The organism is Arthrobacter sp. TJ-178 (assembly GCF_058269275.1).
Map to the genome: position 1 here is coordinate 421,827 of NZ_JBZCNK010000004.1, position 15,908 is coordinate 437,734.

At 65.4% G+C, this 15,908-nt stretch carries 16 protein-coding genes, 2 tRNA genes and 1 rRNA gene; 3 read left to right on the top strand and 16 right to left on the bottom strand.

Translation table 11 applies throughout. The features are described 5' to 3' along the window. Positions 1–42: 42 nt before the first annotated feature. Together AC4D2Q_RS13560 and AC4D2Q_RS13565 are read right to left on the bottom strand one after the other, a co-directional pair. Complete coding sequence (locus AC4D2Q_RS13560) at positions 43–654, bottom strand: hypothetical protein (RefSeq protein ID WP_490947032.1); 612 nt, start codon at positions 652–654, stop codon at positions 43–45. A 163-nt stretch (positions 655–817) separates the two neighbouring features. Beyond that, complete coding sequence (locus tag AC4D2Q_RS13565; protein ID WP_490947034.1) at positions 818–1,822, bottom strand: LCP family protein; 1,005 nt, start codon at positions 1,820–1,822, stop codon at positions 818–820. A gap of 96 nt (positions 1,823–1,918) precedes the next feature. Here AC4D2Q_RS13565 and AC4D2Q_RS13570 point away from each other — a divergent pair, with 96 nt between their 5' ends. Further along, positions 1,919–2,395 carry a DUF3515 domain-containing protein gene (locus AC4D2Q_RS13570; protein WP_490925967.1) on the top strand — a complete coding sequence of 159 codons (477 nt, stop codon included), beginning with the start codon at positions 1,919–1,921 and terminating at the stop codon, positions 2,393–2,395. A 15-nt stretch (positions 2,396–2,410) separates the two neighbouring features. Here the strand turns inward: AC4D2Q_RS13570 and AC4D2Q_RS13575 are convergent, their stop codons facing one another. From AC4D2Q_RS13575 to leuC, 6 genes are all read right to left on the bottom strand, one after another. After that, positions 2,411–3,556 carry a D-alanine--D-alanine ligase family protein gene (locus AC4D2Q_RS13575; RefSeq protein ID WP_490947036.1) on the bottom strand — a complete coding sequence of 382 codons (1,146 nt, stop codon included), beginning with the start codon at positions 3,554–3,556 and terminating at the stop codon, positions 2,411–2,413. Then, a complete protein-coding gene (locus AC4D2Q_RS13580; protein ID WP_490925969.1) occupies positions 3,553–4,614 on the bottom strand; it encodes an NAD(P)H-dependent glycerol-3-phosphate dehydrogenase in 1,062 nt (353 codons plus the stop codon). The genes AC4D2Q_RS13575 and AC4D2Q_RS13580 overlap by 4 nt, the downstream gene beginning before the upstream one ends. Beyond that, positions 4,601–5,368 (bottom strand): lysophospholipid acyltransferase family protein, encoded by a 768-nt coding sequence (locus tag AC4D2Q_RS13585; RefSeq protein ID WP_490947038.1) that lies wholly within the window; start codon positions 5,366–5,368, stop codon positions 4,601–4,603. The genes AC4D2Q_RS13580 and AC4D2Q_RS13585 overlap by 14 nt, the downstream gene beginning before the upstream one ends. Positions 5,369–5,376: 8 nt before the next feature. After that, positions 5,377–6,714 (bottom strand): UDP-N-acetylglucosamine 1-carboxyvinyltransferase, encoded by a 1,338-nt coding sequence (gene murA / locus AC4D2Q_RS13590; RefSeq protein WP_490925971.1) that lies wholly within the window; start codon positions 6,712–6,714, stop codon positions 5,377–5,379. A gap of 244 nt (positions 6,715–6,958) precedes the next feature. Continuing rightward, positions 6,959–7,558 (bottom strand): 3-isopropylmalate dehydratase small subunit, encoded by a 600-nt coding sequence (leuD, locus tag AC4D2Q_RS13595; RefSeq protein ID WP_490925972.1) that lies wholly within the window; start codon positions 7,556–7,558, stop codon positions 6,959–6,961. Positions 7,559–7,567: 9 nt separating this feature from the next. Next, entirely contained in the window at positions 7,568–9,040 is a 1,473-nt protein-coding gene (gene leuC, locus AC4D2Q_RS13600) for a 3-isopropylmalate dehydratase large subunit (protein WP_490947040.1), read from the bottom strand. A 142-nt stretch (positions 9,041–9,182) separates the two neighbouring features. Between leuC and AC4D2Q_RS13605 the strand changes: the two genes are divergently transcribed. Further along, positions 9,183–9,914, top strand: a complete 732-nt coding sequence (locus tag AC4D2Q_RS13605; RefSeq protein WP_490925974.1) for an IclR family transcriptional regulator — start codon at positions 9,183–9,185, stop codon at positions 9,912–9,914. A gap of 37 nt (positions 9,915–9,951) precedes the next feature. Then, positions 9,952–10,374 (top strand): potassium channel family protein, encoded by a 423-nt coding sequence (locus AC4D2Q_RS13610; RefSeq protein WP_490947042.1) that lies wholly within the window; start codon positions 9,952–9,954, stop codon positions 10,372–10,374. Positions 10,375–10,377: 3 nt separating this feature from the next. On the opposite strand, the gene thiL is transcribed toward AC4D2Q_RS13610, so the two are convergent. From thiL to rrf, 8 genes are all read right to left on the bottom strand, one after another. After that, positions 10,378–11,388, bottom strand: coding sequence for a thiamine-phosphate kinase (gene thiL / locus AC4D2Q_RS13615; RefSeq protein ID WP_490947044.1), 1,011 nt, complete (start codon positions 11,386–11,388; stop codon positions 10,378–10,380). Between the two features lie 152 nt (positions 11,389–11,540). Beyond that, positions 11,541–11,613 (bottom strand) — tRNA-Glu (locus AC4D2Q_RS13620). A 125-nt stretch (positions 11,614–11,738) separates the two neighbouring features. After that, positions 11,739–11,810 (bottom strand) — tRNA-Gln (locus tag AC4D2Q_RS13625). A 130-nt stretch (positions 11,811–11,940) separates the two neighbouring features. Further along, on the bottom strand, positions 11,941–12,681 hold the full coding sequence (locus tag AC4D2Q_RS13630) for an HAD family hydrolase (RefSeq protein WP_490947046.1): 741 nt from the start codon (positions 12,679–12,681) through the stop codon (positions 11,941–11,943). Between the two features lie 4 nt (positions 12,682–12,685). Continuing rightward, on the bottom strand, positions 12,686–14,200 hold the full coding sequence (gltX, locus tag AC4D2Q_RS13635) for a glutamate--tRNA ligase (protein ID WP_490947048.1): 1,515 nt from the start codon (positions 14,198–14,200) through the stop codon (positions 12,686–12,688). A 41-nt stretch (positions 14,201–14,241) separates the two neighbouring features. Continuing rightward, entirely contained in the window at positions 14,242–14,859 is a 618-nt protein-coding gene (locus AC4D2Q_RS13640; protein ID WP_490947050.1) for a hypothetical protein, read from the bottom strand. Between the two features lie 2 nt (positions 14,860–14,861). After that, the gene (locus AC4D2Q_RS13645; RefSeq protein WP_490925980.1) at positions 14,862–15,635 is read right to left on the bottom strand and encodes a fumarylacetoacetate hydrolase family protein; all 774 of its coding nucleotides are present in this window, start codon (positions 15,633–15,635) and stop codon (positions 14,862–14,864) included. A gap of 180 nt (positions 15,636–15,815) precedes the next feature. Next, positions 15,816–15,908: ribosomal RNA gene (rrf, locus tag AC4D2Q_RS13650) — 5S ribosomal RNA — on the bottom strand; the annotation flags it as partial.

Genomic DNA, 15,908 nt, shown 5'->3' on the forward strand with positions numbered 1-15,908 from the left:
GCACTACGGACTTACGCCGAGACTATAATTTATCTGCCTAGTCTACTCTCGTCTTGTTGAACGATTTAATGTTTCCGCCGCGCCTGATCCGCGCATTTTTGAATAGTAAACAGCGCCGCCGGCCAAAAGCAGCAAAATAACCAAACTCCGAATCACCCAGTCCGAACCGGCTTCATCTTTTGCCGCCGCCGATTCCGCAGCCACCGGGGTTTTGTCCGATCCCGCTCCCGCTGCCGGCGCGCCGGCCTTTGTCCGGGTGGGTGAAGGGCTGGGCGTGGAGGCGCGGGTTGCTGAGGCCGACGGCGTGGGGGAAGGAGCTGCCGACGGCGTGGGGGAAGGAGTGGCTTCTGCCCCCAGCTGCACCACACCGGTCATCGGATCCCACCGATAGTCCGTGTACAGCATGCTCCCGCGTTCAATGAGATATCCGGTTCCGCTTTCAATGAGCCAGCCCGTCTCCGGATGCACCAGATAGCCGGTGGCGGCGTCGATCACGTATCCGGTTGCGGGATCAATGGCAGGGGCCGCGGGGGCGGGCTCCGGCGCGGGTTCCGGCTCCGGAACAGGGACCGGGTCCGGCACGGGGGCCGGAGCGGGCGTGGAGGGAGGCGGAGCAGGCACCGGAATCACGGGAGGCTCCGGGGCGGGGGCCACGGGCGGAGGGATGGTGGGTGCCGGCGGAACACTGGGCCCTGGGGTAGGCACACCCGGCGGCGGGGTTTGAACCGCCAGCGCCGGTCCCGCTGCCACGGATGAGAAAAGCACGGCAACCGCCGCGGCGGTTCCGGCCCGTCGCCGCCAGAGCCCTGCATTCACGCTATATGCCCCCACTATTAGCTGCCAGATATTCTGCCATTGTGTCAGTGTCCAGTGCCTGTGCAATCTCGGCAATGGACGCTTCGTCCTTGATCACAATAGACTGTCCGTCGCTTGAAGTTCCGGTGCCCACCGTGGGCAGGGTAAACATTTCAATATTTCCGCCGCGAACTGAGCGCAGAGAAAAGGCAAGCCGGCCCGCAGCGGCGGCGTCGAGGTCCTCGTCAACGCTGAGGTAGGGGGAAATTTCCGACACCGCACGGCTGACCCGGACCGGGTTCAGGAGTGTTTCCTTTGACAGGGCCGAGGAGATCAATCCCCGGACAAATGTCTGCTGGTTGCGGACCCGCTGATAGTCCCCCTCGGCGAAGGCTTTTCGTTCACGCACATAGTTCAGGGCGGAGTCTCCGTCCAGGGAGACAACTCCAGCCGGGAAATGGTCGTCGGCAATGCTGGAAGAGAACTCCAGCGGGTTATCCACCTCCACCCCGCCCAGCGCATCGGTGAGCCCCTTGAATCCTTCAAAGTCCACAATGGCCACGTGGTCAACCGGGGCGTCAAACATGGTTTGCACGGTATCCACCACCAGCGGGACCCCGCCCAGGGCCATGGCCGCATTGATTTTGTGCTCGCCGTAGCCGGGGATGTCCGTCCAGGTGTCCCGCATGATGGACATGACGTAGGCGGCACTTCCGTCGCTGGGAACGTGAAGCAGCATCACGGTGTCGGACCGGGCGGCCTCGGACCCGGGGTCGCGCTCATCGGTGCCGATCAGCAGGATGTTCTGCGAGTTCCCCGCCCGCGGGTCCTTGAGGGGACTGTTGGCGGGGAGGGCGTTTTCAATGGTGGTGGTGCCGTTGTCAAAGCTGCGGGCCAGGCTCCAGAGATAGCCGCCGGCTATCAGCGCCGCGGTGATCAGGAGCACCAGCAAAACCATCACGGTGTTGCGCAACGGATGCCGCCGGCGGGCTGCCGGCTGCTCATGGCCGTGAACGTACTGCGTCATAAAAACTCCCTGAGTCTAACGAGCTATGAGCCTGGCGGCCCGGGGGCTAAACCCCGGATTCCTTTGGGAGGACCCGGGGAAGATAACCTTTAAGGCATGTTCTCCTCCCGCGCTGCCCTGACGGCGGCCGTCCTTGCCCTCGCCGCCGGCCTGACCGCCTGCTCTCCGGTTGCCGACATTGAAGCGGCTCCGGACGCCGGCAACCCGGACTGCGCCGAGGTGATGGTGGCTTTGCCCGCGGAACTCGCCGGCCAGGAACAGCGCAAAACGGACAGCCAGGCCAGCTCGGCCTGGGGAAATCCGTCCAAGATCATTCTGCGCTGCGGAGTTCCGGTTCCCGGGCCAACCACCGACGAGTGCGCCACGGTTAACGGCGTCGACTGGATCCTGCGCGAAGACGATGCCACGTGGACCGCCACCACCTACGGCCGGGAACCGGCGGTTGAAGTCATTTTCGATCCGGAGGAAGTGTCTTCTTCAACACTTCTGGTGCAGCTGGAGAATTCGGTGGCCCGGATCGAACCCACCCGCAGCTGCGTGAGCAGCAGCGATCTCGAGCTGCCGGCGCAGTAGCACCGGCAGCCGGCGTCAGCGCAGACCGGTTTTGCGGGCCAGCGCCAGGGAAATCAGTTCATCGATCAGTTCCGTGTACGGCAGGCCGGACTTGGCCCACATCTGCGGATACATGCTGATGGGCGTAAAGCCGGGCATGGTGTTGATCTCATTGATGATCAGCTCGCCGTCCGGCGTGTAGAAGAAGTCCACGCGGGACAGCCCTTCCCCGCCAACTGCCTCGAAGGCGGCAGCGGCCAGGTTCTGGACCTGCTCCGAAATGTCTTCGGGAAGGTCCGCCGGGCAGCTGAGCTGGGCGGCGGTTCCGTCGACGTACTTCGCCTCAAAGTCATACCACTCGTGCCCGCCGTCCTGGACGGCCACCTCGCCGGGAGAGCTGGTGCGCGGGTCCTCGGTGCCGCGGCCCTGAAGCACTGCCACCTCGATTTCGCGGCCGACAATTCCGGCTTCGACCACGACCTTGGGGTCATGCAGGCGGGCTGCTTCAATCGCGGCCCGCAGCCCGGCAGGATCCGCCACCCGGGTGATGCCCATGGAGGAACCGCCCCGTGCCGGTTTAACGAACAGCGGGAACGCCAGCTTGGCGGACCGGTCCAGGCAGGCCTGGGCGTCTTTTTCCCACTGTCGGTCCGTGATGACCTCGTACGGGCCCACCTTCAACCCTGCGGATTCAAACACCACTTTCATGTAGTGCTTGTCCATGCCCACGGCGGATGCCAGGACGCCGGCGCCCACGTAGCGGATATCCGCCATTTCCAGCATCCCCTGCAGCGTCCCGTCTTCGCCGAACGGACCGTGGAGCACGGGGAAGACGACGTCGATGCGGCCCATGCTGCGCGGCAGCGACCCCTCGGAGTGGGCCACCAGCTCGGAGCCGTTGCTGTCCGCGGACAGGACAATGCTCTCAGCGCCGGGGGCAACCTCAGGGAGGGATTCGGAGCGCAGGGACCATGATGCGGGGTCGGCCGAGACAAGCGACCACTGCCCGTTGCGCGCAATGCCCACGGGAACGACGTCGTACTTGGTGCGGTCGATGGCTTCCAGCACGCCGGCGGCCGTTACGCAGCTCACCGCGTGCTCGCTGGACCGTCCGCCGAAGAGGACTGCCACGCGGGGGCGTCCGCCGCCGGCGGCATCGGGAATTACGGGGTTAGTACTCACGGAACCTGCACACCTTCGGATTTCAGTTCGCGGGACAGCAGGCGCGGTCCCAGTTCATCAACGGTGATTTCGCCCTGCAGGACGGCAACCACGTTTTCGGTGATGGGCATGTTGACGCCCAGCTGGGTGGCACGGTCCAGCACGGCCTGCGCCGACTTGATGCCTTCGGCGGTCTGCTTCATGGAGGCGTTGACCTCCTCCAGCGTCAGGCCCTGCGCCAGCAGCCGGCCGGCGGTGTGGTTGCGGGACAGCGGGGAGGAACAGGTGGCAATGAGGTCGCCCATCCCGGCCAGGCCGGCCATGGTTTCGGCGTTGCCGCCCAGGGCCAGGGCCAGGCGCGTGGTCTCGGCCAGGCCGCGGGTCATGACCGAGGCCTTGGTGTTGTCCCCCATGCCCTTGCCTTCGCAGATGCCAACGGCCAGGGCAATGACGTTCTTGACGATGCCGCCGATTTCGGTGCCCACCACGTCCGTGTTGGTGTACGGGCGGAAGTAGGGTGCCGTGCAGGCCCGGGCAATCCAGGCAGCAGTCTCCAGGTCGGAGCAGGCCACCACCGATGCGGTGGGCTGCCGGTTGGCAATCTCCATGGCCAGGTTGGGGCCGGAGATAACAGCCACGCGGTCCTGGGGCCAGTGCAGTTCCTCTTCAATGACCTGGCTCATCCGCGAGTCCGTGCCGACTTCGAGGCCCTTCATCAGGGAAACGACGACGGCGCCCTCCGGAATCAGGTGCCGGATACTGCGCAGCTGGGCGCGAAGCGTCTGCGCCGGAACGGCGAGCACCACCAGTTCGGCACCGGCGAGCACCTCAGCGGGGTCCGCGGACGCGGTCAGGCCCGCGGGCAGGACAGTGTCTTTCAGATACTGGCTGTTGCGGTGCTGACCGTTGATTTCTTCGGCGATTTCCGGGCGGCGCGCCCAGATGCGGACGCTCGTGCCGAGTGCGTCCCTTCCGCGGGCGGCGCCGGCATCAGCGACGATCTTCGCGAAGGTGGTCCCCCAGCTGCCGGCGCCCAGAACGGCCACCGCCCCTGGATAGGTGTTGTTACGCCAGCTCATTCTTGTCCGTTCCGTTCTGATCAAAATCCCTGCCGGTGGGTTTCTGGCCCTTGAGGGCCGGATCCCAGCGCACGGGCGGCGGAGTTTCGTTCCGCAGTTCGCCCACCAGGGCGGTAAGGCTGTCCATGATGCGTTCCGTGGCGGTGTCCAGCACGGTCTTGGTCATCGGCTGTCCGCGGAGGTCCGAGAGGTCCACGGGCGTGCCGACGCGCAGCCGCACCGTCTTGCGGGGAAACAGGTGGATGCGCTTGCTGTAGCGCGGCAGCACCGCTTCGGCTCCCCAGTGGGCCACGGGCACCACGGGAGCTCCGGTCTGCAGGGCAAGCCGTGCCGCTCCGGTGCGTCCGCGCATGGGCCACAGGTCGGGGTCGCGGGTCAGCGTTCCCTCGGGGTAGATAATCAGCGCACCGCCGGCGTCGATCACTGTTCGGGCGCTCTTCAGCGACGCCGAGGCGCCCGCGGTGACGCGCTGCACCGGAACCTGGTCGGTGGCGCGCAGTGCGGCACCCAGAACCGGAAGCTTGAAGAGCGAGGCCTTGGCCAGGTAGCGGGGCATGATCTTCTGGTTGTAGAAGAAGTGCCCCACTACCACCGGGTCGATCTCCGTCACGTGATTGGGGCAGGCAATGAACCCGGTGTCCCGGGGAAGGTTTTCCAGTCCCTCCCACTGCTTGCGCAGCAGGAGGTTCATTACCGGCCGCATGGTGCCCGCCAGGAAGGCGAATGCCGCCCGTGATTTGACCGACTCAGCCATGGTTGCGCTTACCTGCCGCTTGCCTGAAGGACCTCGACGTCGAAATCGGCGCCGAGGGCTTCGAGCTTCTCGAGGAAGTGCTCGTAGCCCCGGTTGATCAGTTCGATTCCCGTGACCCGCGAGGTTCCCTCCGCGGCCAGTGCCGCAATGAGGTGGCTGAAGCCGCCGCGAAGATCCGGAATGTCGATCTCGGCACCCTTGAGGCTGACGGGGCCGGAGATGACTGCCGAGTGCAGGAAGTTGCGCTGGCCGAACCGGCAGGGCACGCTTCCGAGGCATTCGCGGTGAACCTGGATGTTCGCACCCATGCGGATCAGTGCATCAGTGAAACCGAAGCGGTTCTCGTACACGGTTTCGTGGACGATGGACACACCCTGCGCCTGGGTCAGTGCAACCACCAGCGGCTGCTGCCAGTCGGTCATGAAGCCCGGGTGGACGTCGGTTTCCAGCACGAGGGGGTTCAGTGCCCCGCCCGGGTGGTAGAAGCGGATGCCGCCGTCGTCGACGTCGAAGGCGCCGCCGATCTTGCGGTAGGTGTTCAGGAACGCCGTCAGGTCCTGCTGGGAGGCGCCTTCAACGTAGATGTCGCCCTTGGTCACCAGTGCGGCGGAGGCCCAGGAGGCAGCTTCGTTGCGGTCAGGCAGTGCACGGTGGTTGTATCCGGTCAGCTCGGAGACGCCCTCAATGCGGATAACCCGGTCAGTCTGGACCGTGATGATCGCGCCCATTTTCTGCAGCACGGCAATGAGGTCCAGGATTTCGGGTTCCACAGCGGCACCGCGCAGCTCGGTGATGCCCACGGCCTTCACCGCGGTCAGCAGCACCTGCTCAGTGGCTCCGACGCTGGGGTAAGGCAGTTCCAGCTTGGCGCCGGTCAGGCCCTTGGGTGCGGAAATGGAGATTCCGCCGGGACGCTTTTCCACCACGGCGCCGAAGTTCCGCAGCATCTGCAGGTGGAAGTCGATGGGCCGGTCACCAATTTTGCAGCCGCCCAGGTCCGGGATGAAGGCCTCACCCAGGCTGTGCATCAGCGGACCGCACAGCAGAATCGGGATGCGGGAATCGCCGGCATGCGCGTCAATATCCTTGGACGCAGCCGTCTTGGCGTTCTGCGGATCCATGGTCAGGTCCCCGGTGACGGGATCCTTGGTTACTTCAACGCCGTGCAGCTTCAACAGCGAGGTGACAACCTCAACGTCCTTGATTTCCGGAACGTTGCGCAGCAGTGAAGGGCTATTGCCAAGCAACGCCGCAACCATGGCCTTGGGAACAAGGTTCTTAGCTCCGCGGACGGGCACTTTTCCTGTCAGAGGAACTCCACCACGGATGGTTAGAACGCTACCCATGAACACCTAATTTCTTTTTCCTGGAATGCCCCATCAACAAAGAGAGACTGCACTCAAGCATAGGAGCAAGCGTCCGCATACTGAAATATCGCCGTCCCCGGGGCGGGCCGGCGGCCCGCACTCCGGCGCAGGTGTACCGGTTGCGGAAAAGACGATGGGCCCCCGGCTGGGGGCCCATCAATAATACTGATTTTCCGCGCCGGCTACGAAACCGGGCGGGGCGCAAATCCTGCCGCAGCGCCCTTTAGGCGAGGGCCGGAAGCGTTATTGGCTTGAATGCAGGGCGGCGGGATTCAAACTCTGTGATATTGGACTCTTTCCGGAGGGTGAGGGAAATGTCATCCAGCCCTTCAAGGAGCCGCCAGCGGGTGTATTCATCAATGGAGAAGGGGGCGGTCACCGATCCGCACACCACTGTGCGGGCTTCCAGGTCCACTGTCACTTCGGTGCCGGGTGAGTGTTCAAGCACTTTCCAGATGAGTTCAATGTCATCCTGTGCCAGCTGCGCAGCCACCAGCCCCTGCTTGCCTGCGTTGCCCCGGAAGATGTCCGCGAAACGGGAGGACAGCACAGCGCGGAACCCGTAGTCCTTCAGCGCCCAGACGGCGTGCTCCCGGGACGAGCCGGTGCCGAAGTCGGGCCCGGCCACCAGGACGGATCCGGCACTGTAGGGCGCCCGGTTCAGGATGAAGTTCTCATCCTTGCGCCAGGCCGCGAACAGGGCGTCCTCAAAACCGGTGCGTGTAATCCGCTTGAGGTAGACGGCGGGAATGATCTGGTCGGTGTCCACGTCGCTTTGGCGCAGCGGCACCCCAATGCCGGTGTGGGTGGTGATCTTTTCCATGGCGGGCTCCTAGCGGGCGGGCTGGACGTAGGCGGGGGCGGCGGCAGAGCCGGCGGAGGAAAGCGGCTCGAGGTCCGAGGGTGAACTCAGGGTGCCGCGGACGGCGGTGGCAGCGGCGACCACCGGCGACACCAGATGCGTGCGGCCGCCCTTGCCCTGGCGGCCCTCAAAGTTGCGGTTGGAGGTGGAGGCACACCGCTCCCCCGGGGCCAGCTGGTCCGGGTTCATGCCCAGGCACATGGAGCAGCCGGCAAAGCGCCATTCGGCACCGAAGTCCTTGAACACCCGGTCCAGGCCTTCAGCTTCCGCTTCCAGCCGCACCCGGGCGGAGCCGGGCACCACCATCATGCGGATGTTCGGATCCTTCTGCCGGCCGCGGATAATGTCCGCCGCAATGCGCAGGTCCTCGATCCGGCTGTTGGTGCAGGAGCCCAGGAACACCGTGTCCACCCGGATGTCCTTCATGGGCGTGCCGGCAGCCAGGTCCATGTAGGCCAGGGCTCGTTCCGCGGCGGCACGGGCATTCTCGTCGCCAAAGTCCGCCGGGTCCGGAACGGATTCCGAGAGCGAGACGCCCTGGCCGGGGTTGGTGCCCCAAGTGACGAACGGCTCCAGGGCGTCGGCGTCCAGGAACACTTCGGCGTCGAACACGGCGTCGTCGTCCGTTGCCAGCGACGTCCAGTGCTCGACGGCGGCATCCCAGTCCGCGCCCTGCGGCGCGTGCGGCTTGTCCTTGAGGTAGGCGAACGTGGTCTCGTCCGGGGCCACCATGCCCGCGCGGGCGCCTGCTTCGATGGACATGTTGCAGATGGTCATCCGGGCTTCCATGGACAGCGAACGGATGGCTGATCCGCGGTACTCGAGCACGTAGCCCTGCCCGCCGCCGGTGCCGATCTTGGCGATGACGGCCAGGATGATGTCCTTCGACGTGACACCGGGGCGGAGGGTGCCTTCCACGGTGATGGCCATGGTCTTGAAGGGCTTCAGCGACAGTGTCTGGGTGGCCATGACGTGCTCCACCTCGGAGGTGCCGATGCCCATGGCCAGCGCTCCGAAGGCGCCGTGGGTGGAGGTGTGGGAATCGCCGCAGACCACGGTCAGACCGGGCTGGGTCAGGCCCAGCTGCGGTCCGACCACGTGCACAATTCCCTGTTCGGCGTCGCCCAGGGGATGCAGCCGCACGCCGAATTCCGCGCAGTTGGCCCGCAGTGTCTCAATCTGGGTGCGGCTGATGGGATCCGCTATGGGCTTGTCGATATCCAGGGTGGGGGTGTTGTGGTCTTCGGTGGCGATGGTGAGGTCAGGGCGCCGCAGTTTCCGGCCGGCCAGCCGAAGCCCTTCAAAGGCCTGCGGTGAGGTGACCTCGTGGATGAGGTGAAGGTCGATGTAGAGCAGGTCCGGCGCTCCGTCTTCGCCCTTGACGACAACGTGTTCGTCCCAGACCTTTTCTGCAAGCGTCCTGCCTGCTGCGTACTCACCCATGCCTGATGCTCCTTGTGAAGTGTCTTCCGCGGACCAAAAAGAGGGCCGCGCAAAGCCGATGTTTTCAACACAACCAGCCGCAGCTGCATGGGCGCTACTTTTTCGATTTGCATCTCAAATAATGAGACGGCAGTATCAAGCTATGGACACAACAGAAGCCTCGGCCAGCGGCGTCGGCGTGATTGATAAAGCGGCCCTCGTACTCGACGCGCTGGAGGCCGGGCCCACCACCCTGGCGCAGCTGGTAGCCGCCACCGGACTTGCCCGTCCCACGGTGCACCGGCTCGCCGTCGCCCTGGCCCACCACCGGCTGGTGGGCCGTGACATCCAGGGGCGGTTTGTGCTGGGCGGCCGGCTGGTGGAGCTGGCCTCGGCCGCCGGCGAGGACCGGTTGATCGCTGCTGCCGGACCCGTGCTGCTGGCCCTGCGCGACGCCACCGGCGAAAGTTCGCAGGTTTTCCGGCGGCAGGGTGAATGGCGGGTCTGTGTGGCCTCCGCTGAACGGCCGATCGGCCTGCGGGACACCATCCCGGTGGGCACGCAGCTGTCCATGAAGGCCGGTTCCGCCGCACAGTGCCTGCTGGCTTGGGAGGATCATGACCGCCTCCTCGAAGGCCTGCACAACGCCCGGTTCACCCCCACGGTTTTGGCCGGTGTCCGGCGCCGCGGCTGGGCACAGAGCCTGGGCGAACGCGAGCCCGGCGTGGCTTCGGTGTCCGCTCCCGTGCGCGGCCCGTCCGGCCGCGTCATTGCCGCGGTGTCCATCTCCGGTCCCATCGAGCGCCTGACCCGCCAGCCCGGCCGGATCCACGCCGAAGTGGTCTCCAAGGCTGCCGCACAGCTGACTGAAGCACTGCGGAAGAGCGCCGACTAGCCCTAGTCTGGGACTCTTCCGATTCCGAGGAGTTCCCATGAAACGGCTGCGCCTGCTCTGGAACATTGTCCGCACCACCGGAGCGGACGGGGTCTTCACCGGATTCCTCGTGGTGCTCGGGGCAGCGGCGCTGCTGCTGCCCCGGCTGGAACCCGACGTCGAGGACTTCGGTGATGCCCTCTGGTTCCTTTTTGTTTCCTTCACCACGATTGGCTACGGCGACATTGTTCCGGTCACCGGGCTGGGCCGTCTCATCACAGTTATCGTGGCGCTCTACGGCATCCTGGTGGTGGCGCTGGCCACCGGTGTCATTGTCGGTTACTACAGTGAAATCCTCCGCACCCGCGCCAACACCAGCCTCGATGAACTGATCAGCGAGATGGAAAACCTGCCGGACCTTTCCCGCGAAGAGCTCCTGGCCCTCGCGGAGCGGATCCGAAACCGGCATATCCTGCGGTAGCTGTCAGCCGGCGAAGTGGTCCCAGCCGGTCACCGGCGGGGCCTGTCCGCCGAAAGTGACGCCCCCGCCGTCGTGCACCGTGCCGATTCGGACAAAACCTTCGGGCAGCACAGCGTCCGGAGGGAAGGCCGCCAGGAGGCCGTGGTCCTCTCCTCCGCCCAGGACCCAGGCCAGCGGGTCGGCACCGAGCCGGGCTGCTGCCGGTGCCAGGGACCCGGCCCTGGTGCGGAGGCTGCCGGCGTCGAGATCGATGCCCACTCCGGAGGCGCGGGCGATCCGGCCGGCGTCGCGCACCAGCCCGTCGGAAACATCCAGCATGGCGGTGGCGCCGGCAGCCGCTGCGGCGGGCCCGGATCCGGTCGGGGGCAGCCGGGGCCGGCACTGCGCCATGAGCAGGCCGGCAAGCTCCTGATCATCGGTTCCCCCGGGATGTGTCATGTCGACGCCGCTCTCCAGCACAGCCAGTCCGCCCGCAGCAAGCCCCAGCGCGCCGATGTGGGCCAGAACGTCGCCCGGCCGGGCTCCTGAGCGCAGCACCGGGGCCCGGCCCTCCAAATCACCCGTGACGGCCGCTGTCACCACTATCTGGCTGCCTCGCCCCAGGTCCCCGCCCACCACGGAGCAGCGCTCGGGTGCCAGGGATGAGATGCCGGCAGCCAGCCCGTCCGCCAGGTCCTCCACCCAGCCCACTTCCGTGCTGCCGGGAAGGGTGAGGCTGACGACGAGGGACGTCGGGACGGCGCCCATGGCACGGATGTCGGAAACGTTCTGCGCCACGCACTTCCACCCGACGTCGAACCCCGTGGTCCGGTAGCCCGAAGGCCAGGCCAGCCGGAAATCAGCGTCCTGGACCAGGGTGTCGATGGAAATCACCGACCGGCCGTCCGGGGCGGCTATCACCGCTGCGTCATCGCCGGGGCCCAGCAGCGCGGTGTCCGGTCCCAGCCGCGGAAAGATCCGGGCCAGGAGCGCCTTTTCATCGAGCTGGTCCACGGTCAGGGGATCGGACGGCACAGGCTGTTCCTCGGGTTTACGGAGCGGATAAGGTTTCGAAATTAGCATGCCCGAAGCGGAGCCCGCAGGCACTGCCGCAACGATGCGGACGGAGAAATATCCGGGCAAAACAAAACCGGCCCCGGACATAATGTCCGGAGCCGGCTAATTTGTGACCCCAGCGGGATTCGAACCCGCGTTACCGCCGTGAGAGGGCAGCGTACTAGGCCGCTATACGATGGGGCCAGGTACAAGCAATCTGCCCTGAAGGCGTCCTGCTTTCCGTTTGCTCAACTTCAAATTGAGCTCAATAAGTTTTTCACACTTACCGTTGTTCAACAAATCGATAATTTCTTATCGAATGAGAACCGCTGGGATACCAGGACTCGAACCTAGAATGTCGGTACCAGAAACCGATGTGTTGCCAATTACACCATATCCCACTGCGCTTTTCCGGCGGCTTCAGAGAAGTTATTCCCTGCTGCAACCCCTCAGCACGAGATACAACTATACACGCCTTCCGGAGGAAGTACAAAACGACTGATCTGCACCTCTCGGCTGCTGCCGTCCGGGTCAGCCCGGGAGCAAATCCGGCACTTCGGCCAAGGAGCGCACGGTGACAACATCCCCGGAAACCAAGACATTGCCGGTACCCCTTACCGGCGAGGGATTTCCGGCACGGTCCAGCCAGATACCCTGCAGACCTGCCGCGCAGGCCCCTTCGGCATCCACGCGCAGGTTGTCCCCCACATAAAGTGTCTGCGCTGCCCCGGTGCCCAGCAGCCGCACTCCCTCACGGAAGATTGCCGGATCCGGCTTGGCGGCCCCAACGGTGTCGGTGCCCACGAGGATCTTGATCCGCCGCAGTCCTGCGGCGTCGAGCTTTGCCCGTTGATAGTCGTGGACATTGTTGCTCACCGCCCCGTAGCCAATGCCGCGGGCGTCCAGCTCATCCAGAAGCGGCACGACGTCGTCGAACGCCCGAAAGTGCAGCGGCAGCATCTCTTCGTAGGCTTCGTTCCAGACCCGGGCGGCATCGCTGTCCAGCGGTGCCAGGCCTGCCTGCTTACGGGCGTGCTGCACGCGCAGCACCCGCTGGTCGGCGAAACTCAGATGCCCTGCAAGGTACGCGTCATAGTGTCCCTGCGGATCGGCCGCGAAAAGGGACGTGTAAGCGTCCCAGTCCCCCGGCGTGAAGTGCGCCAGGTCCTCCGCACTGACCAATTGCAGGGTGGTACCCATGGCAGCCCGCAGGTCCACGAGGGTCTCATCGATGTCGAAGAGCACCCCGCGGACCTGCGGGCGGCGGGACATGTTGCTAGCCTGCGTTGCGGAAGGCATTCAGGCGGGCGAGCGAGGAGTCCTTGCCCAGGATCACCATGGATTCGAACAGCGGCGGCGAGATGCGCCGGCCGGAGACAGCGGTGCGGACCGGGCCGAAAGCCTTGCGCGGCTTGATGTCCATCTCCTCCACCAGGGCAGTGCGCAGCGCGGCCTGGATGTTCTCGGCCGTCCACTCAGTAACCGGCTCCAGCGCAGCGATGGCGGCGTCCAGCACCTCGGTGACGTTCTCGGGCAGGCCCTTCCGCGCGTCGTCGGCCACGTCAATGGCGTCGTCGGCCTTGAACAGGAAACCGAGCATCTCCGGAGCCTCACCCAGCAGGGTGATGCGTTCCTGGACCAGCGGGGCGGCCTCGGTGAGGATTTCCTCTTCGCGGGCGGTCAGGGTCTCCCCCACCAGCCCGGCCTGCTGCAGGTACGGCACCAAACGGTTGCGGAAGTCTTCGGGATCCAGCATCCGCACGTGGGTGCCGTTGATGGCTTCGGCCTTCTTGATGTCAAAGCGGGCCGGGTTGGCCAGGACGTCGTGGATGTCGAAGTGTTCCACCAGCTGGTCAACGGTAAAGATGTCCTCGTCCGCGGACAGGGACCAGCCCAGCAGGGAGAGGTAGTTAAGCAGGCCTTCGGGGATGAAGCCGCGTTCGCGGTGCAGGAAGAGGCTGGACTCCGGGTCGCGCTTGGAGAGCTTCTTGTTGCCGCCGCCCATGACGTAGGGCAGGTGGCCGAAAAGCGGCATGTACTGGGCGACTCCGACGTCGATCAGGGCCCGGTACAGCGCAATCTGGCGCGGGGTGGAGGACAGCAGGTCCTCGCCGCGAAGCACGTGGGTGATGCCCATGAGCGCATCATCCACCGGGTTCACGAGCGTGTAGAGCGGGGCGCCGTTGGCGCGGACCACCACAAAGTCCGGAACGGTGCCGGCCTTGAAGGTGATTTCGCCGCGCACGAGGTCGTTGAACGTGATGTCCTCATCGGGCATGCGCACGCGCAGCACCGGCTGCCGGCCCTCGGCCTTGAAGGCTTCGATCTGCTCAGGCGTCAGGTCGCGGTCATAGTTGTCATAGCCGAGCTTGATGTCGCGGCCGGCGGCACGGTGGCGGGCCTCGATCTCCTCCGGCGTGGAGTAGGACTCGTACAGGTGTCCGGCGTCCTTGAGCTTGGCGATGACGTCCTGGTAGATCTCGCCGCGCTGGGACTGGCGGTACGGTTCATGCGGGCCGCCAACGTTGACGCCTTCATCCCAGGTGATGCCCAGCCAGTCCAGCGCGTCCAGGAGCTGCAGGAAGCTCTCTTCGCTGTCGCGGGCGGTGTCAGTGTCCTCGATGCGGAACACCATTTTTCCGCCGGTGTGCTTGGCATAGGCCCAGTTGAACAGGGCAGTCCGGATGAGGCCCACGTGCGGGGTTCCGGTAGGTGAGGGACAGAACCGCACGCGCACTGGCGTGTTGTCATCGACGGTGGGCAGGTCGGCAAGTGAAGGCAGGTTAGTCATGATGCTTCCAGTTTAGTCTCTTGCTGCGTTCGCCCGAACGTTCAGAAGCTGTAGGAGAGCAGCCAAAGGAACACGCCCCCGCCGGCAAGCACACCTGCGGCAGCCGCTGCGGCAGTCTTCCCTCCGGCATGGCGGCCGCTGCCCAGCAGTCCGGCGAGGCACAGGACGAGCGCGGCCGCAGCCGCGGCAATGCCCGCGGCACCGGGAATCAGCAGGTAAAGCAGGACAGGCAGTACGACGGCGGCCGCACCGTACGTGACGCTGGCCCATTCCAGCCGGACCGCCCGTGCCAGCACCCGGGTCAGGGTGTAGGCGGCGATCAGGGAAAAGACGACGGCGGCCAGGGCCCGCGGGCCGTCCGTCCACTGGATGATGCGCAGGACCACGTACGCGGCGCCGAGTCCTCCGAGGATGACCGGGGGTGCGCCCAGCCGTTCGATTCCGCGGCGCAGATCTCCGCGCCGGTCCAGGATGGTGACCAGGGCCCAGGGAAACAGTGCGATGAGCACCGCGGAGCCTGCGCCCCAGATCAGCGCGGATGCCCCGCCGTCGTTCAGGAAAGGCGCGGCGAAAAGGGCAGCCGCCCACACGGCTCCGGGCGGCAAAAGGCGCCGGACCGATGCGCGGTTGCGCGCGGGTCCGGCGCCGGGGGTGCCCACGTTTAGCTGCGGGCGGTGTTCGACAGGCGGCCGATGCCTTCGATGGAGACCTCGTACCGCTCTCCGTCGGAAATCAGGCCGACGCCGGCGGGCGTACCGGTAAGGATGACGTCACCGGGGAGCAGAGTGAAGGCCTGTGACACGTAGGAGACGAGCTCCTTTACTCCCCAGATCATCTCGCTGGTGTTGCCGTCCTGAACCAGCTCACCGTTGAGGTAGCCGCGGACGGCCACATCATCGGTGTCCAGTTCCGTTTCAATCCAGGGTCCGAGCGGACAGGACGTGTCAAAACCCTTGGCCCGGGCCCACTGGTTGTCGGTGCGCTGGGCATCGCGTGCGGTGAGGTCATTGGCACAGGTGTAGCCGAACACAACTTCGTCCACCCGTTCCAGCGGGACGTCCTTGCAGATGCGTCCGATGACGACGGCGAGCTCAGCCTCGTAGGAGACCTCGTCGGAGAAGGCCGGCAGGACGATGGGGTCATTGGGGCCGATCACCGAGGTGTTGGGCTTGAGGAACATCAGCGGAGCCGGAGGCACCTCATTGCCCATTTCATTGGCATGGTCCGCGTAGTTGCGTCCGATGCCCACCACTTTGCTGCGGGGGATGATCGGCGCCAGGAGCCGGACGTCCTCGAGCTTGTGCCGCTCACCCGTGAGCTGCACTCCGGAGAAGAACGGATCACCCTTGATGACGGCAATCTCTTCCTGGCCTTCGTCACCGTCCACGACGCCGAACGCTGGGTCACTGTCTAGTACAAATCGAGCAATACGCATGCACTCAAGCCTAGTAGACGAAAGCCCGGTTCCGCTCCAGTGCGCGGGTCCTGCTTCCACTTTCCGGTGCTGCGTCCCGGCGCCGTTTTTACAGCGGACGACGGGCACTGTGAGTTATCTGCCGTGTTAAACAGTTCAGGCCCGCACAATGTGCGGGCCTGAACTTCTCTGCCAAATATTGTCCGGCGGTGACCTACTCTCCCACACCCTCCCGGATGCAGTACCATCGGCGCTGTGGGTCTTAGCTTCCGGGTTCGGAATGGGACCGGGCGT